The following is a 16,489-nucleotide window of genomic DNA, read 5'->3' on the forward strand; positions in this document are numbered from 1 at the left end:
GCTAGGGTAAAACCGCTGGCGGAGTTCATTTCTATTCGGAATCGCTCACTTTAGGTAAAACTAAATTTTTTAGGAGATTGAGCATGAAGAAACTCGCACTTCTACTTCTGGCTCTGGCGATCGTAATCCCCGCCTTTGCCGACGACGCAAAAGTCCTTCCCGCGGGGGTTTTGAGGACGACTATTGCAGGTATTTATAACACGTTTGATGAGCAATACGACAAGGACGGTGATAAATTCGATGCTCCCAACGGTAAGGTCTCTGTTTTTAATCTAGCTGGTGCTCTCGAGTACGGTGCTACTGACCAGATCACTATTGCACTGCAGTGGACACCTGGTTATAACGTTTGGTCTGAGGTTGAAGATAACGATAAAGCTAATCTTAATGGCCCCATGGGACTATTTATCGGGGCTAAAGGTCAGATCCTTGGACCGAACGGATTTGTGCCTAATGACACAATGCGTTTCGCTGCTGCAGCAGGACTTCTTGTTCCTTTATCTAATCCGGATTGGGAAGAAGAGTATGACAACGTGGTGGCTGGTGATGATTTCCAAGCTAAAGAGATTAATAATGGGGCATTGGGTATTGGTGCAAGACTCTATTTTGACTATCTAGTTAGCTCGTCTTTTTTCGTAAATCTTTACAATGAAACTATTTTCTATCTCCCCGTTGATAAAAACGGAACAAGCCCGAATCCAGCAGGAACAGATCAGGAGTATAAATACGGGTATAAAACAACCTTCGAGGTGGAGCCTGTTTACACCTATCCGGTAAACGAGAAACTGGATATAACCGGAAGCCTTCCTTTTAACTGGGTTCTTACCCCGGATTATGAAGTAGAAGGTAATGAGGTTGATGACTCAGCAACCAGCTTTCTGAAGATGACCCCCTACGTAGCAGCGTTCTTTAAAACCACCATGCCCTTCGAACTGAAAGCCGGCTATTCTATCCCCCTCATGGGTAAGAATGAGAATGTTGCCAGCACTGTTATCTTCCAGTTCAAAAGCTACCTGAAGTTCTAAAAAAACGCCTTACACAAAACTTTCCAGCCCGGCACACCCCGCCGGGCTTTTTTCATGTCCAATCACCAACCCCGCATCCCACGACAACTCCGCGCCCTCTCCTCTTTGCGATCTCTTCCCCTCTGCGCTCTCAGCGCCCTCTCCTCCCTCTGCGTTCCTCAGCGGCCTCTGCGTGGTTCTGCGTCCTCTCCTCCCTCTGCGTTCCTCAGCGGCCTCTGCGTGGTCTCCTCCCCCTCTGCGTCCCGCACTTGTCATTATTCCCCTTCTTTGCTATCATTGCTGCATCCCATGTCTTTCCGTTCAGCAACGTAAATGACTAATACAACGACTCTGCATCACCGCCCCGCCCGAAATCGCGGGAACGCGGTTACTTGTGCAGGTCCTGAATACACCGGCCACTGAGATATATGCCGGTTCAAGGAGAAATTATGCCAGAAAGCTACCCGGAGGTTATCGCACTGGAACAGCGTATCGAACCGCGACAGGTCGAAGCGGTACTCAAGCTGTTCGAAGAAGGTGCGACAGTGCCCTTTATCGCCCGCTATCGTAAAGAAGCGACCGGCGGACTCGATGAGGTGCAGATTATCGCAATTCGCGACAGAATAGAAAAGCTCAAGGAGCTGCACAAGCGTCGTGAAGCGATTCTGAATACCATGCGGGAGCACGATCAGCTTACTCCTGAACTGGAAAAAGAGATTAATGCCGCTGACACTATGGCCCATCTGGAGGATCTCTATCTGCCCTTCAGGCCCAAGCGTCGTACCCGGGCCATCATTGCCAAGGAGAAGGGACTCGAGGATCTTGCCCACAAGATTTATGACGAGGACCATATCGATTTGCTGGCTGAAGCCGAAAAGGCGGTTGATCCGGAGAAAGGGGTCGATTCTGTAGAGTTCGCTCTTCAGGGTGCCCGGGACATCGTTGCAGAATGGATCAGCGAGGACCCGGATGTGCGGGCTGACCTGCGCCACCTGTTTGAGGACGAAGCCACAATCTCTTCCACCGTCGTCAAAGGCAAGGAACGGGACCGGGATGCCCACAAGTACAAGGACTATTTCAACTGGTCCGAAAAAGCTTTCTCTGCGCCGTCCCATCGGGTTCTGGCTGCCCTGCGCGGGGCCGACGAGGGATTTCTTACGGTTCACATCCACCCCGACGAAGAGGCCACCATCGACATGCTGGAGCGGGGTTTCACCAACGGCAGAGACGACGATACCGAACAGTTGAAACTTTCCATCCGGGATGCCTACAAGCGCCTGATAGCTCCTTCCCTGGAGAATGAGTTCAGAAAAACGATAAAAAAACGGGCCGACGAGGCCGCGGTACAGGTCTTTGCCCAGAACCTCAAGGACCTCATGCTGGCAGCCCCCCTTGGACAGAAACCGGTACTGGCCATTGATCCGGGCCTTCGAACGGGCTGCAAGCTTGTATGTCTGACCGCCCAGGGAGACCTGGTTCATACCGAGACGATTTTCCCCCTTCCTCCCCGCAACCGCAAGCAGGACGCCGCGGAAACGGTACGGAAGCTGATCGATAAATATAAAATCGAAGCCATTGCCATCGGAAACGGTACCGGCGGCAGGGAAGCCTTCGCCTTTGTCCGGACCCTGGGACTCAAGATTCCCCTGGTAATGGTCAACGAGTCGGGAGCATCGGTCTATTCCGCCTCAAAAGCGGCCAGGGAAGAGTTCCCGGACTACGATGTTACAGTCCGGGGTGCTATATCCATCGGACGGCGGCTGATGGATCCTCTGGCGGAACTCGTCAAAATCGATCCCAAGGCCATCGGCGTGGGGCAGTACCAGCACGATGTGGACCAGAAGCTCCTGAAGCGCAGCCTTGACGATGTTGTGGTATCCGCGGTCAACTCCGTGGGGGTGGAGGTAAATACAGCCTCTCCCCATCTGCTGCAGTATGTCAGCGGTCTGGGCGGAAAGATCGCCCGTTCCATCGCCAAGTATCGGGAAACTCACGGTGCCTTTAAAACCAGGGAAGATCTCAAGTCCATAGAGGGAATGGGAGACAAAACCTACGAACTTGCCGCCGGATTTCTGCGTATCCAGGAGGGTGAGAATCCGCTGGACAGAAGCGCGGTTCATCCCGAGCGGTATCCCATTGTGGAAAAAATGGCCAGTGATATCGGCGTTGATATAAAGGCTCTGATGGATGACGCCTCCCTGCGGGACCAGATCGATCTTGCCAGTTATGTCGAAGGGGATGTGGGGCTTCCCACCCTGAAAGATATTATGACCGAGCTTGCGAAACCCGGCCGGGACCCCCGGGACGAGTTTGAGGCTGTCGCCTTTGCAGAAGGGGTCACCGAGATTTCCCAGCTGGAACCCGGTATGGAACTCCCCGGTATCGTGACCAACGTAACAAACTTCGGTGCTTTTGTAGACATCGGCGTGCACCAGGACGGACTGGTACATATCTCGGAACTCTCCGACGATTTCATCCAGAATCCCGCGGACGTTGTAAAGGTTCATCAGCAGGTCAAGGTCAAGGTTCTTGAGGTCGATGTCGATCGCAAGCGGATCGCCCTTACCATGAAGAGCGGTGCCCCGTCTCAACGGAGCAACGACCGGCGACCTCCCAGGAATGACAACCGCGGCGGCGGACCCCGGGGCGGCGGTAATCGAGGTGGCGGTAACCGCGGCGGCGGACGGGGCGGCAGGAGCGATAACAGCTCCGGCGACTCATACAATCCCTTTGCCGATCTTTTGTCCTGATTGCATCCCCGTATGAATATGCACCACGGTCAGAGCATCCACGGCTTCCGCATCGAATCGGTCAGTGATCTTCCTGAATTCCGCGGCAGGGGAATCAGCGCGCGTCACGAAGCCACAGGGCTGGAGCTTTTTCATCTTCATAACGATGATCCGGAGAATCTTTTCTCCTTCGTATTCAAGACCCCGCCGAAGGACAACAGCGGGGTCGCTCACATCGTGGAGCATGCCGTTCTCGCCGGATCACGGCGGTTTCCCATCAAGGACCCTTTTCTTGTACTGCTGAAGGGGAGCCTGAATACCTTTCTCAATGCCATGACCTACCCTGACAAGACTGTCTACCCGGGAGCAAGTACGGTCCCCAGGGATTACTATAACCTGATGACCGTCTATGGAGACGCTGTTTTCTTTCCCCTTCTGCGCAGGGAGATCTTTTTGCAGGAGGGAGTGCGCCTTCAGCCCTCGGAGGACGGCCTCGAACTTTCCGGGGTGGTTTTTAACGAAATGCAGGGAAACTACTCCTCCTTCGAGTCCCTTGTGGGGGAGTGGTCATATCGGGGTCTCTTTCCCGATTCAAGCTACGGCTATGATTCCGGCGGTGAACCCCAGGCTATCAGGGAGCTGAGTTACGAAGAGTTCTGCAGGTATCACGCCGATTATTATCACCCCTCCAACTGCAGGATTTTTTTATACGGTAACATCCCCACGGAAGAACAGCTGGCCTTTCTGCAGGAGCAGTTTCTGTCATCCTTTGACTCGCCCCGGCAGGTGGATGCCTCCATAAGCATGGAGCCGGATTGGGATGCTCCCCGTACCTTGACGGTCAACGCTCCCGCCGGCTCAGGGGATGAGGGGGGAGGCGAAAACGGGGCCAGTGTGCTGGTGAGCTGGCGCCTGAGGAATGTTGACGATCCGGAATACCTCCTTGCATGGGAGGTACTTGCCGAAATACTGCTGGGAAACCCCGGCTCACCTCTCTACAAAGCTCTGATGGACTCGCGGCTGGGAGAGGACCTTTCTCCTTCCTGCGGACTGGATTCGGAACTCCGGGACCTGGTTTTTTCCGCCGGTCTCAGGGGGATGGATCCGGACAGGAGAGAAAGCCTCGAGGATACAATTTTCGGGCTGTTGAAAAACCTTGCCGCGGAGGGAATCCCCGGGGAGTTTCGTGAAGCGGCTCTCGCCAGAATCGATTTCCGTCACCGGGAAATCCGCGGAGGTGTTCCTTTCGGACTCAGGCTGATGGGAAGAGCTCTGCGGGGATGGCTCCACGGGCATCGACCGGAGACGACGATGCGCTATGAGGAGGTCATTCAGTCCCTCAAGACCCGTCTTCAGCGGGAGCCGGACTATTTTTCCCGGCTTATCAGGGAAGAGCTCCTGGAGAATACCAACCGGGTGGTGGTTACCATTCGTCCCGATGATCAGTATTACCTTCATAATGAAGAGGATGAAAAAGAGTGGCTCTCCAGGAAGGTCTCTGAACTGGGAGGTGAGGGAGTACGAAAGGTAACTGAGGAGTATCGCCTGATGACGAGCTTCCAGGAGACGCCGGATTCGGCGGAGGAGCTTGCGAAGGTCCCCTGTGTTTCCATCGAGGATCTGCCCCGGGAAGTTAAACGATACTCCCTGGAGGATCATCTCCTGAACGGCAGGGCCGGAATGGTTCCCGTCTCCCTTCATGAGACCTTCTGTAACGGCGTGGTGTATCTTGATCTTGCCATTGATGTCTCCGGGCTTGAACAGGATGAGTACCTGCTCCTGCCCTATTTTTCAAAGTATCTCTGCAATACGGGATACCCGGGGGTTTCCTACGATCGGGTGGCCACCCTGCTGGCGCGCCATTCCGGAGGTTTTTACTCTTTCCTCGAGGCCTCGGACAGGATCGATGCACCTGATGATCCGGCGCTCTATCTCTATTTCCGGATCAAGGCCCTGGAAGCTGAGCTGCCCCGGACTCTGGAGATAATCAGCCGACTTCTGAACAACGGAATTCTGGATGACCGTCAGAGACTGAAAGAGGAACTCCTGGAACTGCGGAATGATATGCGTTCTGCAGTGGTATCTTCGGGACACTCCTTTGCGTCTTTACGGGCATCCCGTGGGTTCTCCGGAGTTCTTTCTCTGGAAGAGCTGTGGCGCGGGATCGAACAGTTTCTGTATATAAACGCCCTGAGCAGCGATTTCGATGATTCCTGGAAAAAGCTCTCCCGAAGGATGTCCGCACTTCGGAAGAAGCTCCTGACCCGCGAACGCATGCTTCTGAATATAACCGCGGATACCGGTCTCCTGGAGAGAATTGAACCGGCGGTGACGGAATTTTTCACCGCCTTTCCCTCCGGAGAGAAGAAGAAAAAGCGACCCCTCGCTGATGCCCTGCCCGTTCCCCGATACCAGGCCCTGCTTATTCCGACAACGGTGAATTACGCGGCTTTGGCATTTCCTTCTTCCAGACTGGGAGACAGGGAGCATCCCTATGAGGACCTTCTTGCCCATATCCTGAAGGTCGAATCCCTCTGGGAGAAGATCCGTATGCAGGGCGGGGCCTACGGTGCTTTTGCTTCGGTGAATGCAACCGAAGGTGTCTTTGCCATGGCCAGTTATCGCGATCCCCATACGTTCCGGACCTTCCAGGCATTCCGGGATTCCCTGGCGGAACTGAAGGAAGGTACCGATCCTCTGCTCCTGGAAAAAGCTGTTATCAGTGTCGCGGGACGGGAACTCCGGCCTCTGGCCCCCGGTGAGGAGGGGATGCTCGCCTTTCGACGAAGACTCTACTCAATCAGTGACGATGAGAGACAGAAAAAGCGGGAAATAATTCTCTCCGCCGGATCTGAGGATATACGCAGGGCTGCCGAAAGGCTGATGTCTGCCCTGGATGCTCATGCAAAGGCGGTCCTGGTAACCAGCAGGGAGGGATGGAAGGAATCAGCGGAGATTATTCCTGAACTCGCTTCCGACTATCTGAACCTCCCGGTTTAGGAGGCGGGGCTCAGTATCCCCGCTCCCGGTCAACCAGATTTGCCGGTTCTTTTCCGTTTATGTAGAGTTCCAGGTTACTGAGAAAAAGCGCGTTTCCCCGTTCTTCGTAACGGGGCGTAACCCCCGCGTAGTGTCCGGTCAGGATCAGGTTGTCCATCTTCCAGGCGGGAGAATCATTGCCCAGGGGCTCCGGATCGATTACATCCAGACATGCACCGGCGATGCTTCCCTTTTCAAGGGCTTCGAGCAGTGCGTCCGTATCGACGGTTTTGCCGCGGCCAACGTTTATGAAAACCGATTCCGGATGCATCAGGCTGAACTCCCCGGGACCAAAGAGCCCTTCAGTCTCCGGAGTCAGGGGAAGAATATTCAGCACCACGTCGGCGGTTTTCAGGTATTCCCGGAAGCCTTCCCAGGGAACAACTTCGTCAAAGGGACCAAGACGGTCGAGATGACGCCGTTTTGCGGCAATTACCCGCATGCCGAAGGCCCTGGCGATTGTGGCGCTGCGGCGTCCGATGGCACCGGCCCCCAGGATCAGCATGGTTTTCCCCTCCAGTTCAAAGAGCCGCAGGGAGGGTACCTTTTTCCATTTGTGCTGGCCGCGAAAATCCTGAGAGTACTGCAGTCCCCGGGAAAGGGTCAGGAGCAGGGCAAAAATGTGTTCCGTCATGGCTACCGGATGGATTCCGCTGGCGGTGCTGATCTGAAAGGAGCTCTTCATTATCCGGGGATCTTCCAGCAGATGGTCAACCCCCGCGGTCCAGGCCTGGAACCATTTAAGGGCGGGCATCCTGAGGAGCAGTTCGGTATCTACCTCCCGGAATGCGATCTCCGCATCCGCAAGGTACGGGGAAAGTTCTTTCTCCGTTTTTCCGCAGACGACTTCATATCCTGGCGCAATGGACCGGATCTTATCGATCAGCTGGTCATCCGCCTTCGCCGGATCTGTTCCATAGATTAAATACTTCATTCGATAAACTCCTTGTGTGTAGAATATAGCCCTGCCGCCGGAAAGGGACAAGGCAATCTTCATGTGCGGTAGACGATGTGGGGTTTACCATTTATGGGATTTGTCGTGACCGCCGCTTCAACTCCGTAGACCTCCTCGATCGCCCGGGGGGTCAGAATCTCCCCGGGGGGACCTGAACTGTAGACGGAACCTTCATGCAGCAGCAGTACCATGTCTGCATAACCGAGGGCGAAATTGAGATCATGGAGGATCGTCACCACGGCTATCCCCTTGTCCCGGCACAGATCCTTAAGAAGTCCGAGTATTGCAGTCTGATGTCGAATATCCAGGTGATTGGTCGGTTCATCCAGGGCGAGGATCTGCGGCTCCTGGGTCAGTGCCCGGGCTATCACGACCCGCTGGGCTTCTCCACCGGAGAGTCGGGTAATGTGCTGGTCCCGGAGTTCAAGAACTTCCGCCCGGCGCATGGCTTCATGGGCGATCTCCCTGTCCCCGGCGCTGAGTCGCTGCAGGCGTCCCAGGTGGGGGTACCGTCCCATCAGGACAATGTCCTCAACGGTGTATTCGTAATCCAGGGAGGGATTCTGCGGGACGCTCCCTGCGGCCCTGGCGTATTCCCTGCGGGATAATTCGCGTATTTCCCTGCCGTCCAGCAGAACAGTACCCCTCTGCGGGGTCAGCTGGCGCAGCAGGTTTTTGAGAAAGGTGGTTTTCCCGGAACCGTTGGGACCGATTATGGCGCTAAAGACCCCGGGCTGCACCGAGAGGGAGACATCCCGGAGAACCCGGCGGTTTCCGTAGGAAAAGCTGACTCCGCTGGCATCGAGTTTCCCCTTCATGCCGGTCTCCCCGTCCTGCGGCGCAGCAGATAGAGAAAATAGGGGGCCCCGAAGAGGGCGGTAATAATTCCCACGGGAATCTCCGTCGGTTCAAGAAGGGTCCGTGCCAGGGTATCGCTCACCACGCAGAAAAGGGCTCCGCTGAACATCGCCCAGGGAAGGAGGAGTCTGTGGCGGGGACCTGTGACAATGCGTACGGCGTGGGGAACAATAAGCCCGACAAAGCCGATGATACCGCTTACCATAACCGCTGCGGCACTGATCAGGGTAGCAGTAACAAGAAGAAAAAGGCGTGTTCTTTGAACATGCATTCCCAGGGTGCCTGCGGTATCCTCACCCATGCTCAGAAGATCCAGATCCCGGTTGAAAAGGGAGATCAGGATCGAAGCGGACAGAATAATGGGTCCCGCCAGGAGTATCTGCTCCCAGCCTGCGGCGGAGAAGCTGCCGAAGGTCCAGATTACGATTGATTCCACCTGCTCCCGGTTCAGGTACATCATCAGGGAGATGCCGGCGGAAAGGAGAAAGCTGACGGCGATGCCCGCCAGAAGCAGGCTGATCAGGGACGCATCCCTGAGCCCGCCGGCTACGCCCAGTACCAGCAGGGTTGCGGCCAGGGCACCGAGGAAGGCCGAGGCAGGAACCAGACCGGGCCCTATAAGGGGCAGGGCGGACAGGCCGGAAACCATGGCCATGGTTACCCCGAAAGCGGCTCCCGAGGAGACCCCCAGCACATAGGGATCTGCCATGGGATTGCGGAAAACCCCCTGAAATACCACTCCCCCCGCGGCCAGACCGGTACCGACCAGCAGGGCGAGGATAATCCGGGGAAGACGTATCTGGAGTACAATAAGCTCCATGGTTTCGGGGTAGCTCCAGTTTAAAAAGGGAAAGAGCCGGTTGAGGATAATCCCGCTGGAATCCCTGAAACTCACGCTGGCGGAACCGAAGGAGGCGGAGAGAAGAATGACCATCGCCATTATAATGGGGAGGGTAAAACTGAGGGGACCCGCCAAGGGTTTCCGTGAAGGAGTTTTCATCTGAAGGCCTCGGGATGGATGATTCCCGCCAGGACTTCCAGTCCATCGATCAGACGCGGCCCCTGACGGTCGATCAGGTCCACATCGATCTGAAATACCCTGTCCTCTCTGACGGCCCTCAGGCTGCGGTACCCCGGGCTTGCAGTGAGTCTCTCTCTGAATCCCGGAATATCCGGACAGATTATCAGGTCCGGGTCTCCCTGTATGACCATCTCGACGCTGTAGGCCCATCCTTTCAGATCCTCAGCAATATTACGTGCTCCCGCCATGGTCAGAAGCTGGTGGATAAAGCTGTTTCCCCCGGCGGTGTAGTCTCCGCCGGCTCCGAAATCTATGACATAATAGACCTTCGGCCTCGCCAGACCTGCAGTTTTTTCCTGTACAGCTTCGATTCTCCGGCGCATGTCCGTTTTTATCCTGGAAGCGGCTGCTTCGGCATCCACCAGGCCTGCAAGCTTGTCGATGGTGTAGAAAAGGCCATCGAAACTTTCCGGACCAAAGAGTATCAGTACCGGAACTCCCAGGCGATCGAGCTTGTCGAGGCTCCCCCGCTGAAAATGGGCAGAGGCAATGATCAGATCAGGACGCAGGGATGCGATTTTTTCGATGTTCGGCTCCATCAGACTGCCGGCATCGGGAACATTCTCTACCCCGGGGGGATAATCGCACCAGCTGGATCGCCCCGCCAGCCGGTCTCCTTCTCCCAGAGCAAAGAGGATCTCCGTTATGTTCGGGGCCAGCGAAACGATTCTCTTCGGTTCCCTGGATATGATAACCCTCCGGTCAAAGGAATCGAGAACACTAACAGGAAAACCGTCAGCGGGAGAATCGTCGGGCAGAGGCTTCTCGGATGCACCCCCTGCGATCAGGAAGGGAGATACTAAAAATAAAGCCGCAAGAACCAGTGCCGGTCTGAACGGCCAGGATTTGAATAATCTGCAGGAATGCAAGTATCGAGCTCCTTGCCCGTGGTTGTGCGGGCGGGCCGCAAAAGCAGCGGGCCGTGACTCGCTACCTTTTATACACCGGGGTATTATCCGGGGTCAAGGCAGCTTTTTCTTTCTATTTTTTAATCCTCAGGGTAGAATATCGCCTATGAATAAACCAGGTGTAATAAAACAGGTCCTGCAGATGTATACTGCATCCAATGGTCCAATGCTGGCAAAAGGACTTACCTATAATCTTCTTCTTGGGCTGCTTCCCTTTTTATTTCTGGTTTTCTGGTCTGCAGCAGTTCTGGTCGATGTGGTTCCTGGGTTACTTGAACTGCTGGAGCTTGAACTGATTGATGTTCTTCCTGCACAGATCGGTCAAATAGTACGTAATCAGATTTCCTACCTGGGTAGGTCGAAGGGGGCGCTTGGAATCCTTACTGTTGGGATCTTTTCTGTGACAGTCTTTCTCCTTTTCGAATCCCTTGGCAGGATTATCCGGATTTTGCATGGCAGACCACGTTATCGCTGGTTCAGCAGACACCTGATCTCCCTCGGGATGGTTTTCGGAACGCTGCTTTTTATCTATATTTCTGCAGTTCTATCGCTGGGAGTCAAGACAGTCCATCATTTGCTTGATTTTGCCGGTGAGTTTCCGCCTTTTGGAACAACCCTGCTGGTCATTATTCTACCGGCCCTGTTCTTCGCTTTGAGTCAGATCATCTATGCGGGCCGACGTTTGAATCTGCTTTCTCTTATTCCTGTTTCCCTGATATCCTCCGGGCTTTGGTATGCGACTGCCCTGGGGAGCAACACTCTTATCCGGTATGCCGGAAGAAGATTCATTATATACGGCGCTATGGCAGGAGCAGTGAGTTATGCAGTCTTTCTGAGAATCCTGGCGGAGATTGTAGTCTTTGCTACTCTTATCGTTCGCTTTACTTCTTTCGGAAAAGGGGATGATCGTGAATCGGCAGGTGACATGTCAGGATGGGTTCCGCACTGGGAGGAGACAGACAGCTCAGTATCTGAAGAACCTGAGACAAGGACAGTTCAGGATGGCGGAATCAACAGCGAGAGTGCAGAATAAAAAAAGACCGCCTGACGTATGAATGCAGGCGGCCCCCGATGGAAGAAGCTGAAATGTCCTCGTAAGTTACTCCATTCTCATTGTATGCTAGGACGCATAAGAAATCCAATAAAAAAAGTGAAATATCCGCAGATTTAGCGTAAAATCCCGTTATCGGGTCAATCTGACCTGGACTGAAAGGCCTGGCTCGGCTATCAGTCCACTTTCGGGGCTTTTCTGCGAACGGTAAACTCCCTCCTGGGAGACACAGGAACCGCCTCTGTCTTGCGGTATGCCATGCGATGGAACTCCTCCTGGGCCCGCAGGGGCTCTTCCCCGGATTCCGGTTCGAGCCGGCGATAAGTTCCGTCGGGCATCAGCCGGTGGCTCTTCATGTTCGAGTTGAAATAGACTGTCATTACCTCCGAGAGTCGCCGCTTATGGTACTCCTGCATTACCGGAAACATCAGTTCCACCCTGCGTTCCAGGTTTCGGGGCATCCAGTCGGCACTGGAGAGGTAATACTCGTCGTTTCCGCCGTTCTGGAAGTGGAACAGCCGTGTATGCTCCAGGTAGCGGTCGATGATGGATACCACGGTGATGTTCTCGCTCATGTTCTTTATGCCCGGAATCAGCATGCAGATACCCCGCACATTCAGCTCTATTCTGACTCCCTCCTGGGAAGCCTTGTAGAGGGCCTTGATGATATCCGAATCCGCCAGGGAGTTCATCTTTGCACGTATGAGTCCCGGGGAATCCTTGCTGGATCTGGAAGTCTCCCGTTCAATCAGGCTCAGAAGCCTCCGTTTCAGGGTAATGGGAGCCATAACAAGCTGCCGCAGCTCCGGTATGTTCGAGTAGCCGGTTATGGCGTTAAAAACCAGGGCGATATCCTGACTGATCTCCTCATTGGAGCTTAAAAGACCGATATCGGTATAGAGTTTCGCCGTCGAGTCGTTATAGTTACCGGTACCCAGGTGCACGTAACGGCGGATGCGGTCCTCTTCGCGGCGGACGATCATGAGGGCTTTAGCGTGGATTTTCAGGTGGGCGATACCGTAGACCACTATGACTCCGGCCCGTTCCAGCTCCTCCGCCCAGCGGATGTTGCGTTCTTCATCGAAGCGGGCCTTGAGTTCCACCACTGCAGTCACGTGTTTGCCGTTGGCTGCGGCTTCCTTCAAGGATTTCACAATGGGGGAGGATCCGGAAGTGCGGTACAGGGTCATCTTGATAGAGAGCACCCTGGGGTCCTGGCTTGCCATCTGCAGCAGCTGAATCAGTATATCGAAACTTTCATAGGGGTGATGGAGCAGGATGTCCCGGTCCTGCAGGGCTTCCCACAGGTTTTCGTCTTCATCGATTTCCGCAGGCCGGTAGCTCTGCCATTCCGGATCATGAAGTCTCTTGTCAGCAGGAGTAACGGCCAGGTTCATCAGGCTCTTGAGGTCCACCGGGCCGTCGATTGAGTAAATATCCCTGGTGTCGATATCCAGCTTCTCGATAATCAGGTTCCTCAGCTTATCCGAACGGGTACTGATCTCGAGGCGTACGACCCGGCTTGTGCGGCGGCTCTGGATGATCTCTTCCATGGCCTCGACAAAGTCCTCGTCCCGCTGTTCATCCACTCCCATATCGGCGTCCCGGGTCAGCCGAAAAATGGCGGCCTCAGAAATCTCATACCCCGGGAAGAGGTTCTCCGCCATATGAAGGATAATGTCGTCAAGGAGGGTGAAGATCTTGCCGGAGCCTGGATCAGGAATGAATATAACCCGCTGCTGGGACTCCGGTATCTGCACCAGGGCGTACTTTTCCTCCGCTTCTCCCGGGCGCTTGAGGGAAAAGAGGATGTGAAGGCGCAGTCCGCAGATAAAAGGAAAGGATTCCTCCCCGGTAATCCTGACGGGACTGATTACGGGAAAAATCTCCTCGTTAAACAGATCTCCTATGGCCCGTATCTGCTGCTGGTTCCACTCTTCCGGAGGGGCGTAGGTGACCCCTGCTTTTTTCAGGGACGGAATAAGCTCGTTTTTCAGACATGAATACTGCTGTTCCGTTATTGAACGGACCCTGCGGTCAATTTCCTCCAGCTGTTCAGAGGGGCTCAGCCCGGATGGGCAGGTTATTGCGTCTCCGTGGCGCACTGCCCGTTTCAGGGTGGCGACCCTGACCATAAAGAATTCGTCAAAGTTCGAACTTGTAATGGCCAGGAATTTCATCCGTTCCAGCAGAGGAACCGACTGATCGAGACCTTCGGAGAGTACTCTGCGATTGAATTCCAGCCAGCTCAGATCCCTGTTGAAAAACCTGTATCTGGGAGATTGTTTTGTGCTGCTCATCTGTGCCGTTCCTTATTCCTGAATATCCGCATTATGTGCTGTAATCCTATCGCAGTATTACCTTCAAACCAAAGACCTCTTCAAAAAGATCCTTCTTTTCTGCAATTCCTGCCCGTTCGACGGCTATATCCCCGGTGGCGTTGCAGTTGATGATCAGGCGGTTTTCGTCCCTCTCAAGGCGGATACTCTTTATTCTGTCGTTATGTCCCCTGTCCAGGGCATCGGCAATCCTGAGGATAGCCGCCAGTTTGAGTACCCGGAGTCTCTCCTTTCGGGGGAGCCGGTTGTAACTTTCATTCGACGGATTGGGGGCCCGTTTCCGATGGAAGCGGACGACGTTGGATATTATCTGGATGTCTTCCCGGGTCAGACCGAATATATCCGAGTTTTCCACCAGATACTGACCGTGCTTGTGATGTCCCGCAGTACGAATATAGGTACCCACATCGTGGAGGATTCCGGAAACCTCGAGAAGCAGCCGGCCCTCGGGTTTCAGCTGGAAGTCCTTTTTCAGGTCATCGAATATTCTGAGGGCCATTCGGGTAACCTGGCGGGCATGTTTTTCATCATAATGGTATTTGCGACCCAGGCTTACCGCCGAGGCCTTTATCTGATCGACGAATTTCTCCCTGACAACATGTCCCTGATGAAGGGTGTAGCTCAGGAGGGCTCCTTCCCGGATGCTGATGGATGGAACAATCAGCTCCTCTGCGGCAGTAGCCTCCAGGAATTCACTGTAGAGAATCAGGCCGGGGATAAGCAGTTCTGCTGTGGCGTAGGGGATCTGAAGAGAATCCATGATCTCTTCTATGCTCAGGGCGGAAATCCGGTCTACGAAACGGTTGAAATCCGCCTTCTGCACGATGGTGTAGTACTCATATTTCTGTTCGCCGATCTGGCTGGCAGCCACCCGGGCATCTCCACCCACTGCAACGAAATGCTTGATCCGCTTGAGTTCAAACTCCCTGTCCAGATGGTCTTTGAGGGTCTGCACGCTTTCGGCAATGTACCGGGCCATGTTTTCCCTGTGCCCCAGGGATGTTATGACCTGCTGCTGTGTTCGTACGGTCCCGATTTTCAGGGAATGGGCGGCCACCATATGGTTTCGCTGAAGCAGCATCAGTTCGGTGCTGCCGCCGCCGACTTCCATGATAAGCGAGTTGGAGCGGCTGATCTGTGCGCTTATGGGGGCAAGGGCGTATTGAACGGCGATATAGGTGAGTCTGTTCTCCTCTATGCCGTCGGCGATGGTAATCATTATGCCTGTCTGGATCGCCACCCGGTCGATAAAGGTGTCCCGGTTGGATGCTTCCCTCACCGCCGAGGTGGCGATTGCTTTGACATCCTCAGGAGCTATACTCCACCCCTTGAGGATTTCCACAAAGCCTTTGAGAATAGCTACGGCCTGGCGGAGGCTTTTTGTGCCTATACGGCCGGTGGTAAAGGCATCACGACCGAGGGGGATGGATTTTCCCGCGGATTCCACGATCCGCCAGTTGTGGTGCTCATCGATTTCCGCGATCAGCATTCGGATTGCGGTGGATCCGATGTCGATGACAGCCATCAGACGGTAATTCATCTTTCCTTGAACTCCAAAGCGGCCAGGGCAGCGGATCCGACCAGCGCAGCATCGTCGCCCAGTTCCGCGGCCATGACCCGAACATCTTCGATCAGCCCCGGAAGGCTGTGGGCCCGCAGGGATTTTACTGTCTGCTTGATAAAAGGTGCTCCAAGCTTTTCTACAAGTCCTCCGCCAAGAATGATGGCTTCCGGGTTCAGGAGATTCACGCAGTTTGCCAGCCCGATGCCAAGGTACTGGGCTCCCCGTTTTATCAGGTCCCTGGTTACGGGATCCCGCTTCCTGAGGGCTTTTGCAAAAACCCCGCTCTTGTAGCCGCTGATATCCGTGCCGGCCAGACCCAACAGTACCGGTGCTTTGCCGCTGGCGGCAAGGGAAACCGCGTCCTTGGCAAGGGAGAGCCGTGAAGCCAGGGATTCAAGACAGCCCTGCTGGCCGCAGCCGCACAGGGGGCCGTCGGTCTGAAGGATCATATGCCCCACTTCCCCTGCGTTTCCGTTGGCCCCGCGGTACATCTGCCCGTTGATAATGAGTCCGCCGCCGATGCCTGTTCCCAGGAAAACACCCATCAGATTCCGGAAACCCCTGCCGGCACCCTTGATAAACTCGCCAAAAGTACCGGCATTGACGTCGTTGTCCAGGCAGACGGGTAGTCCCGTCTCCTCTTCAATATAGCTCTGAAGGGGAATATTCTCAAAACCCAGGTTCGGCGTATTTATCACGATGCCTGCTTCCCTGTCCAGAGTGCCCGGAGCGGCAAGCCCAATTCCCCGTATATCGGAGCGGGGGACTCCGCTGGTCAGAATTACCTCTTCGATAGCGGCGGCAATCCTCTTGAGTACCGCTCCGTTTCCTTCCTGAGGCTCCGTGCGCTTTTTTACCCTGCTGAGAATTGCATAGTTTTCATCCAGCAGGGAGGCTATCATTTTGGTTCCTCCCAAATCGAATCCGATCCAGTATGCAGCACCCATTAATAGCCTCCCGAAAT

Annotated in this window: 11 protein-coding genes; 4 read left to right on the forward strand and 7 right to left on the reverse strand. The window is 54.7% G+C overall.

Translation table 11 applies throughout. From position 1 onward, the window contains the following. Positions 1-83: 83 nt before the first annotated feature. The 3 genes from B4O97_RS17770 to B4O97_RS17785 all read left to right on the forward strand — a co-directional run bounded on the left by B4O97_RS17770 (position 84) and on the right by B4O97_RS17785 (position 6,730). Positions 84-1,022: a hypothetical protein gene (locus B4O97_RS17770; RefSeq protein WP_083052863.1), complete on the forward strand. Its 939-nt coding sequence runs from the start codon at positions 84-86 to the stop codon at positions 1,020-1,022. Between the two features lie 428 nt (positions 1,023-1,450). After that, positions 1,451-3,751 (forward strand): Tex family protein, encoded by a 2,301-nt coding sequence (locus B4O97_RS17780; protein WP_083052865.1) that lies wholly within the window; start codon positions 1,451-1,453, stop codon positions 3,749-3,751. A gap of 12 nt (positions 3,752-3,763) precedes the next feature. Beyond that, positions 3,764-6,730 carry an insulinase family protein gene (locus B4O97_RS17785; protein WP_083052866.1) on the forward strand — a complete coding sequence of 989 codons (2,967 nt, stop codon included), beginning with the start codon at positions 3,764-3,766 and terminating at the stop codon, positions 6,728-6,730. Between the two features lie 10 nt (positions 6,731-6,740). Here B4O97_RS17785 and B4O97_RS17790 read toward each other — a convergent pair whose 3' ends face one another. Genes B4O97_RS17790 through B4O97_RS17805 form a run of 4 tightly spaced genes read right to left on the reverse strand, consistent with a single transcriptional unit; the run spans position 6,741 to position 10,532 of the window. Beyond that, entirely contained in the window at positions 6,741-7,703 is a 963-nt protein-coding gene (locus tag B4O97_RS17790) for a D-2-hydroxyacid dehydrogenase (protein ID WP_158084384.1), read from the reverse strand. A 59-nt stretch (positions 7,704-7,762) separates the two neighbouring features. Then, positions 7,763-8,542 carry an ABC transporter ATP-binding protein gene (locus tag B4O97_RS17795; protein WP_083052868.1) on the reverse strand — a complete coding sequence of 260 codons (780 nt, stop codon included), beginning with the start codon at positions 8,540-8,542 and terminating at the stop codon, positions 7,763-7,765. Then, positions 8,539-9,582, reverse strand: a complete 1,044-nt coding sequence (locus tag B4O97_RS17800; RefSeq protein WP_083052869.1) for a FecCD family ABC transporter permease — start codon at positions 9,580-9,582, stop codon at positions 8,539-8,541. Before B4O97_RS17800 ends, B4O97_RS17795 begins: the two co-directional genes overlap by 4 nt. Beyond that, on the reverse strand, positions 9,579-10,532 hold the full coding sequence (locus tag B4O97_RS17805) for an ABC transporter substrate-binding protein (protein ID WP_158084385.1): 954 nt from the start codon (positions 10,530-10,532) through the stop codon (positions 9,579-9,581). Before B4O97_RS17805 ends, B4O97_RS17800 begins: the two co-directional genes overlap by 4 nt. A gap of 145 nt (positions 10,533-10,677) precedes the next feature. Here B4O97_RS17805 and B4O97_RS17810 point away from each other — a divergent pair, with 145 nt between their 5' ends. Beyond that, complete coding sequence (locus B4O97_RS17810) at positions 10,678-11,604, forward strand: YhjD/YihY/BrkB family envelope integrity protein (RefSeq protein ID WP_158084386.1); 927 nt, start codon at positions 10,678-10,680, stop codon at positions 11,602-11,604. Positions 11,605-11,798: 194 nt separating this feature from the next. Here B4O97_RS17810 and ppk1 read toward each other — a convergent pair whose 3' ends face one another. The 3 genes from ppk1 to B4O97_RS17825 are packed head-to-tail and all read right to left on the reverse strand — an operon-like array spanning position 11,799 to position 16,472. Further along, positions 11,799-13,922, reverse strand: coding sequence for a polyphosphate kinase 1 (gene ppk1 / locus B4O97_RS17815; protein WP_083052871.1), 2,124 nt, complete (start codon positions 13,920-13,922; stop codon positions 11,799-11,801). 46 nt (positions 13,923-13,968) lie between these two features. Further along, positions 13,969-15,501 carry a Ppx/GppA phosphatase family protein gene (locus B4O97_RS17820; RefSeq protein ID WP_083052872.1) on the reverse strand — a complete coding sequence of 511 codons (1,533 nt, stop codon included), beginning with the start codon at positions 15,499-15,501 and terminating at the stop codon, positions 13,969-13,971. Then, positions 15,498-16,472 carry an ROK family protein gene (locus B4O97_RS17825; protein ID WP_083052873.1) on the reverse strand — a complete coding sequence of 325 codons (975 nt, stop codon included), beginning with the start codon at positions 16,470-16,472 and terminating at the stop codon, positions 15,498-15,500. The genes B4O97_RS17820 and B4O97_RS17825 overlap by 4 nt, the downstream gene beginning before the upstream one ends. Positions 16,473-16,489 lie beyond the last annotated feature (17 nt).

The organism is Marispirochaeta aestuarii, assembly GCF_002087085.1.
In the GTDB taxonomy this organism is placed as follows: Bacteria; Spirochaetota; Spirochaetia; order JC444; family Marispirochaetaceae; genus Marispirochaeta; species Marispirochaeta aestuarii.

Coding starts and splice junctions, on each gene's coding strand:
- B4O97_RS17770 (WP_083052863.1), top strand. CDS start 84: ATGAAGAAACTCGCACTTCTACTTCTGGCTCTGGCGATCGTAATCCCC.
- B4O97_RS17780 (WP_083052865.1), top strand. CDS start 1,451: ATGCCAGAAAGCTACCCGGAGGTTATCGCACTGGAACAGCGTATCGAA.
- B4O97_RS17785 (WP_083052866.1), top strand. CDS start 3,764: ATGAATATGCACCACGGTCAGAGCATCCACGGCTTCCGCATCGAATCG.
- B4O97_RS17790 (WP_158084384.1), bottom strand. CDS start 7,703: ATGAAGTATTTAATCTATGGAACAGATCCGGCGAAGGCGGATGACCAG.
- B4O97_RS17795 (WP_083052868.1), bottom strand. CDS start 8,542: ATGAAGGGGAAACTCGATGCCAGCGGAGTCAGCTTTTCCTACGGAAAC.
- B4O97_RS17800 (WP_083052869.1), bottom strand. CDS start 9,582: ATGAAAACTCCTTCACGGAAACCCTTGGCGGGTCCCCTCAGTTTTACC.
- B4O97_RS17810 (WP_158084386.1), top strand. CDS start 10,678: ATGAATAAACCAGGTGTAATAAAACAGGTCCTGCAGATGTATACTGCA.
- ppk1 (WP_083052871.1), bottom strand. CDS start 13,922: ATGAGCAGCACAAAACAATCTCCCAGATACAGGTTTTTCAACAGGGAT.
- B4O97_RS17820 (WP_083052872.1), bottom strand. CDS start 15,501: ATGAATTACCGTCTGATGGCTGTCATCGACATCGGATCCACCGCAATC.
- B4O97_RS17825 (WP_083052873.1), bottom strand. CDS start 16,472: ATGGGTGCTGCATACTGGATCGGATTCGATTTGGGAGGAACCAAAATG.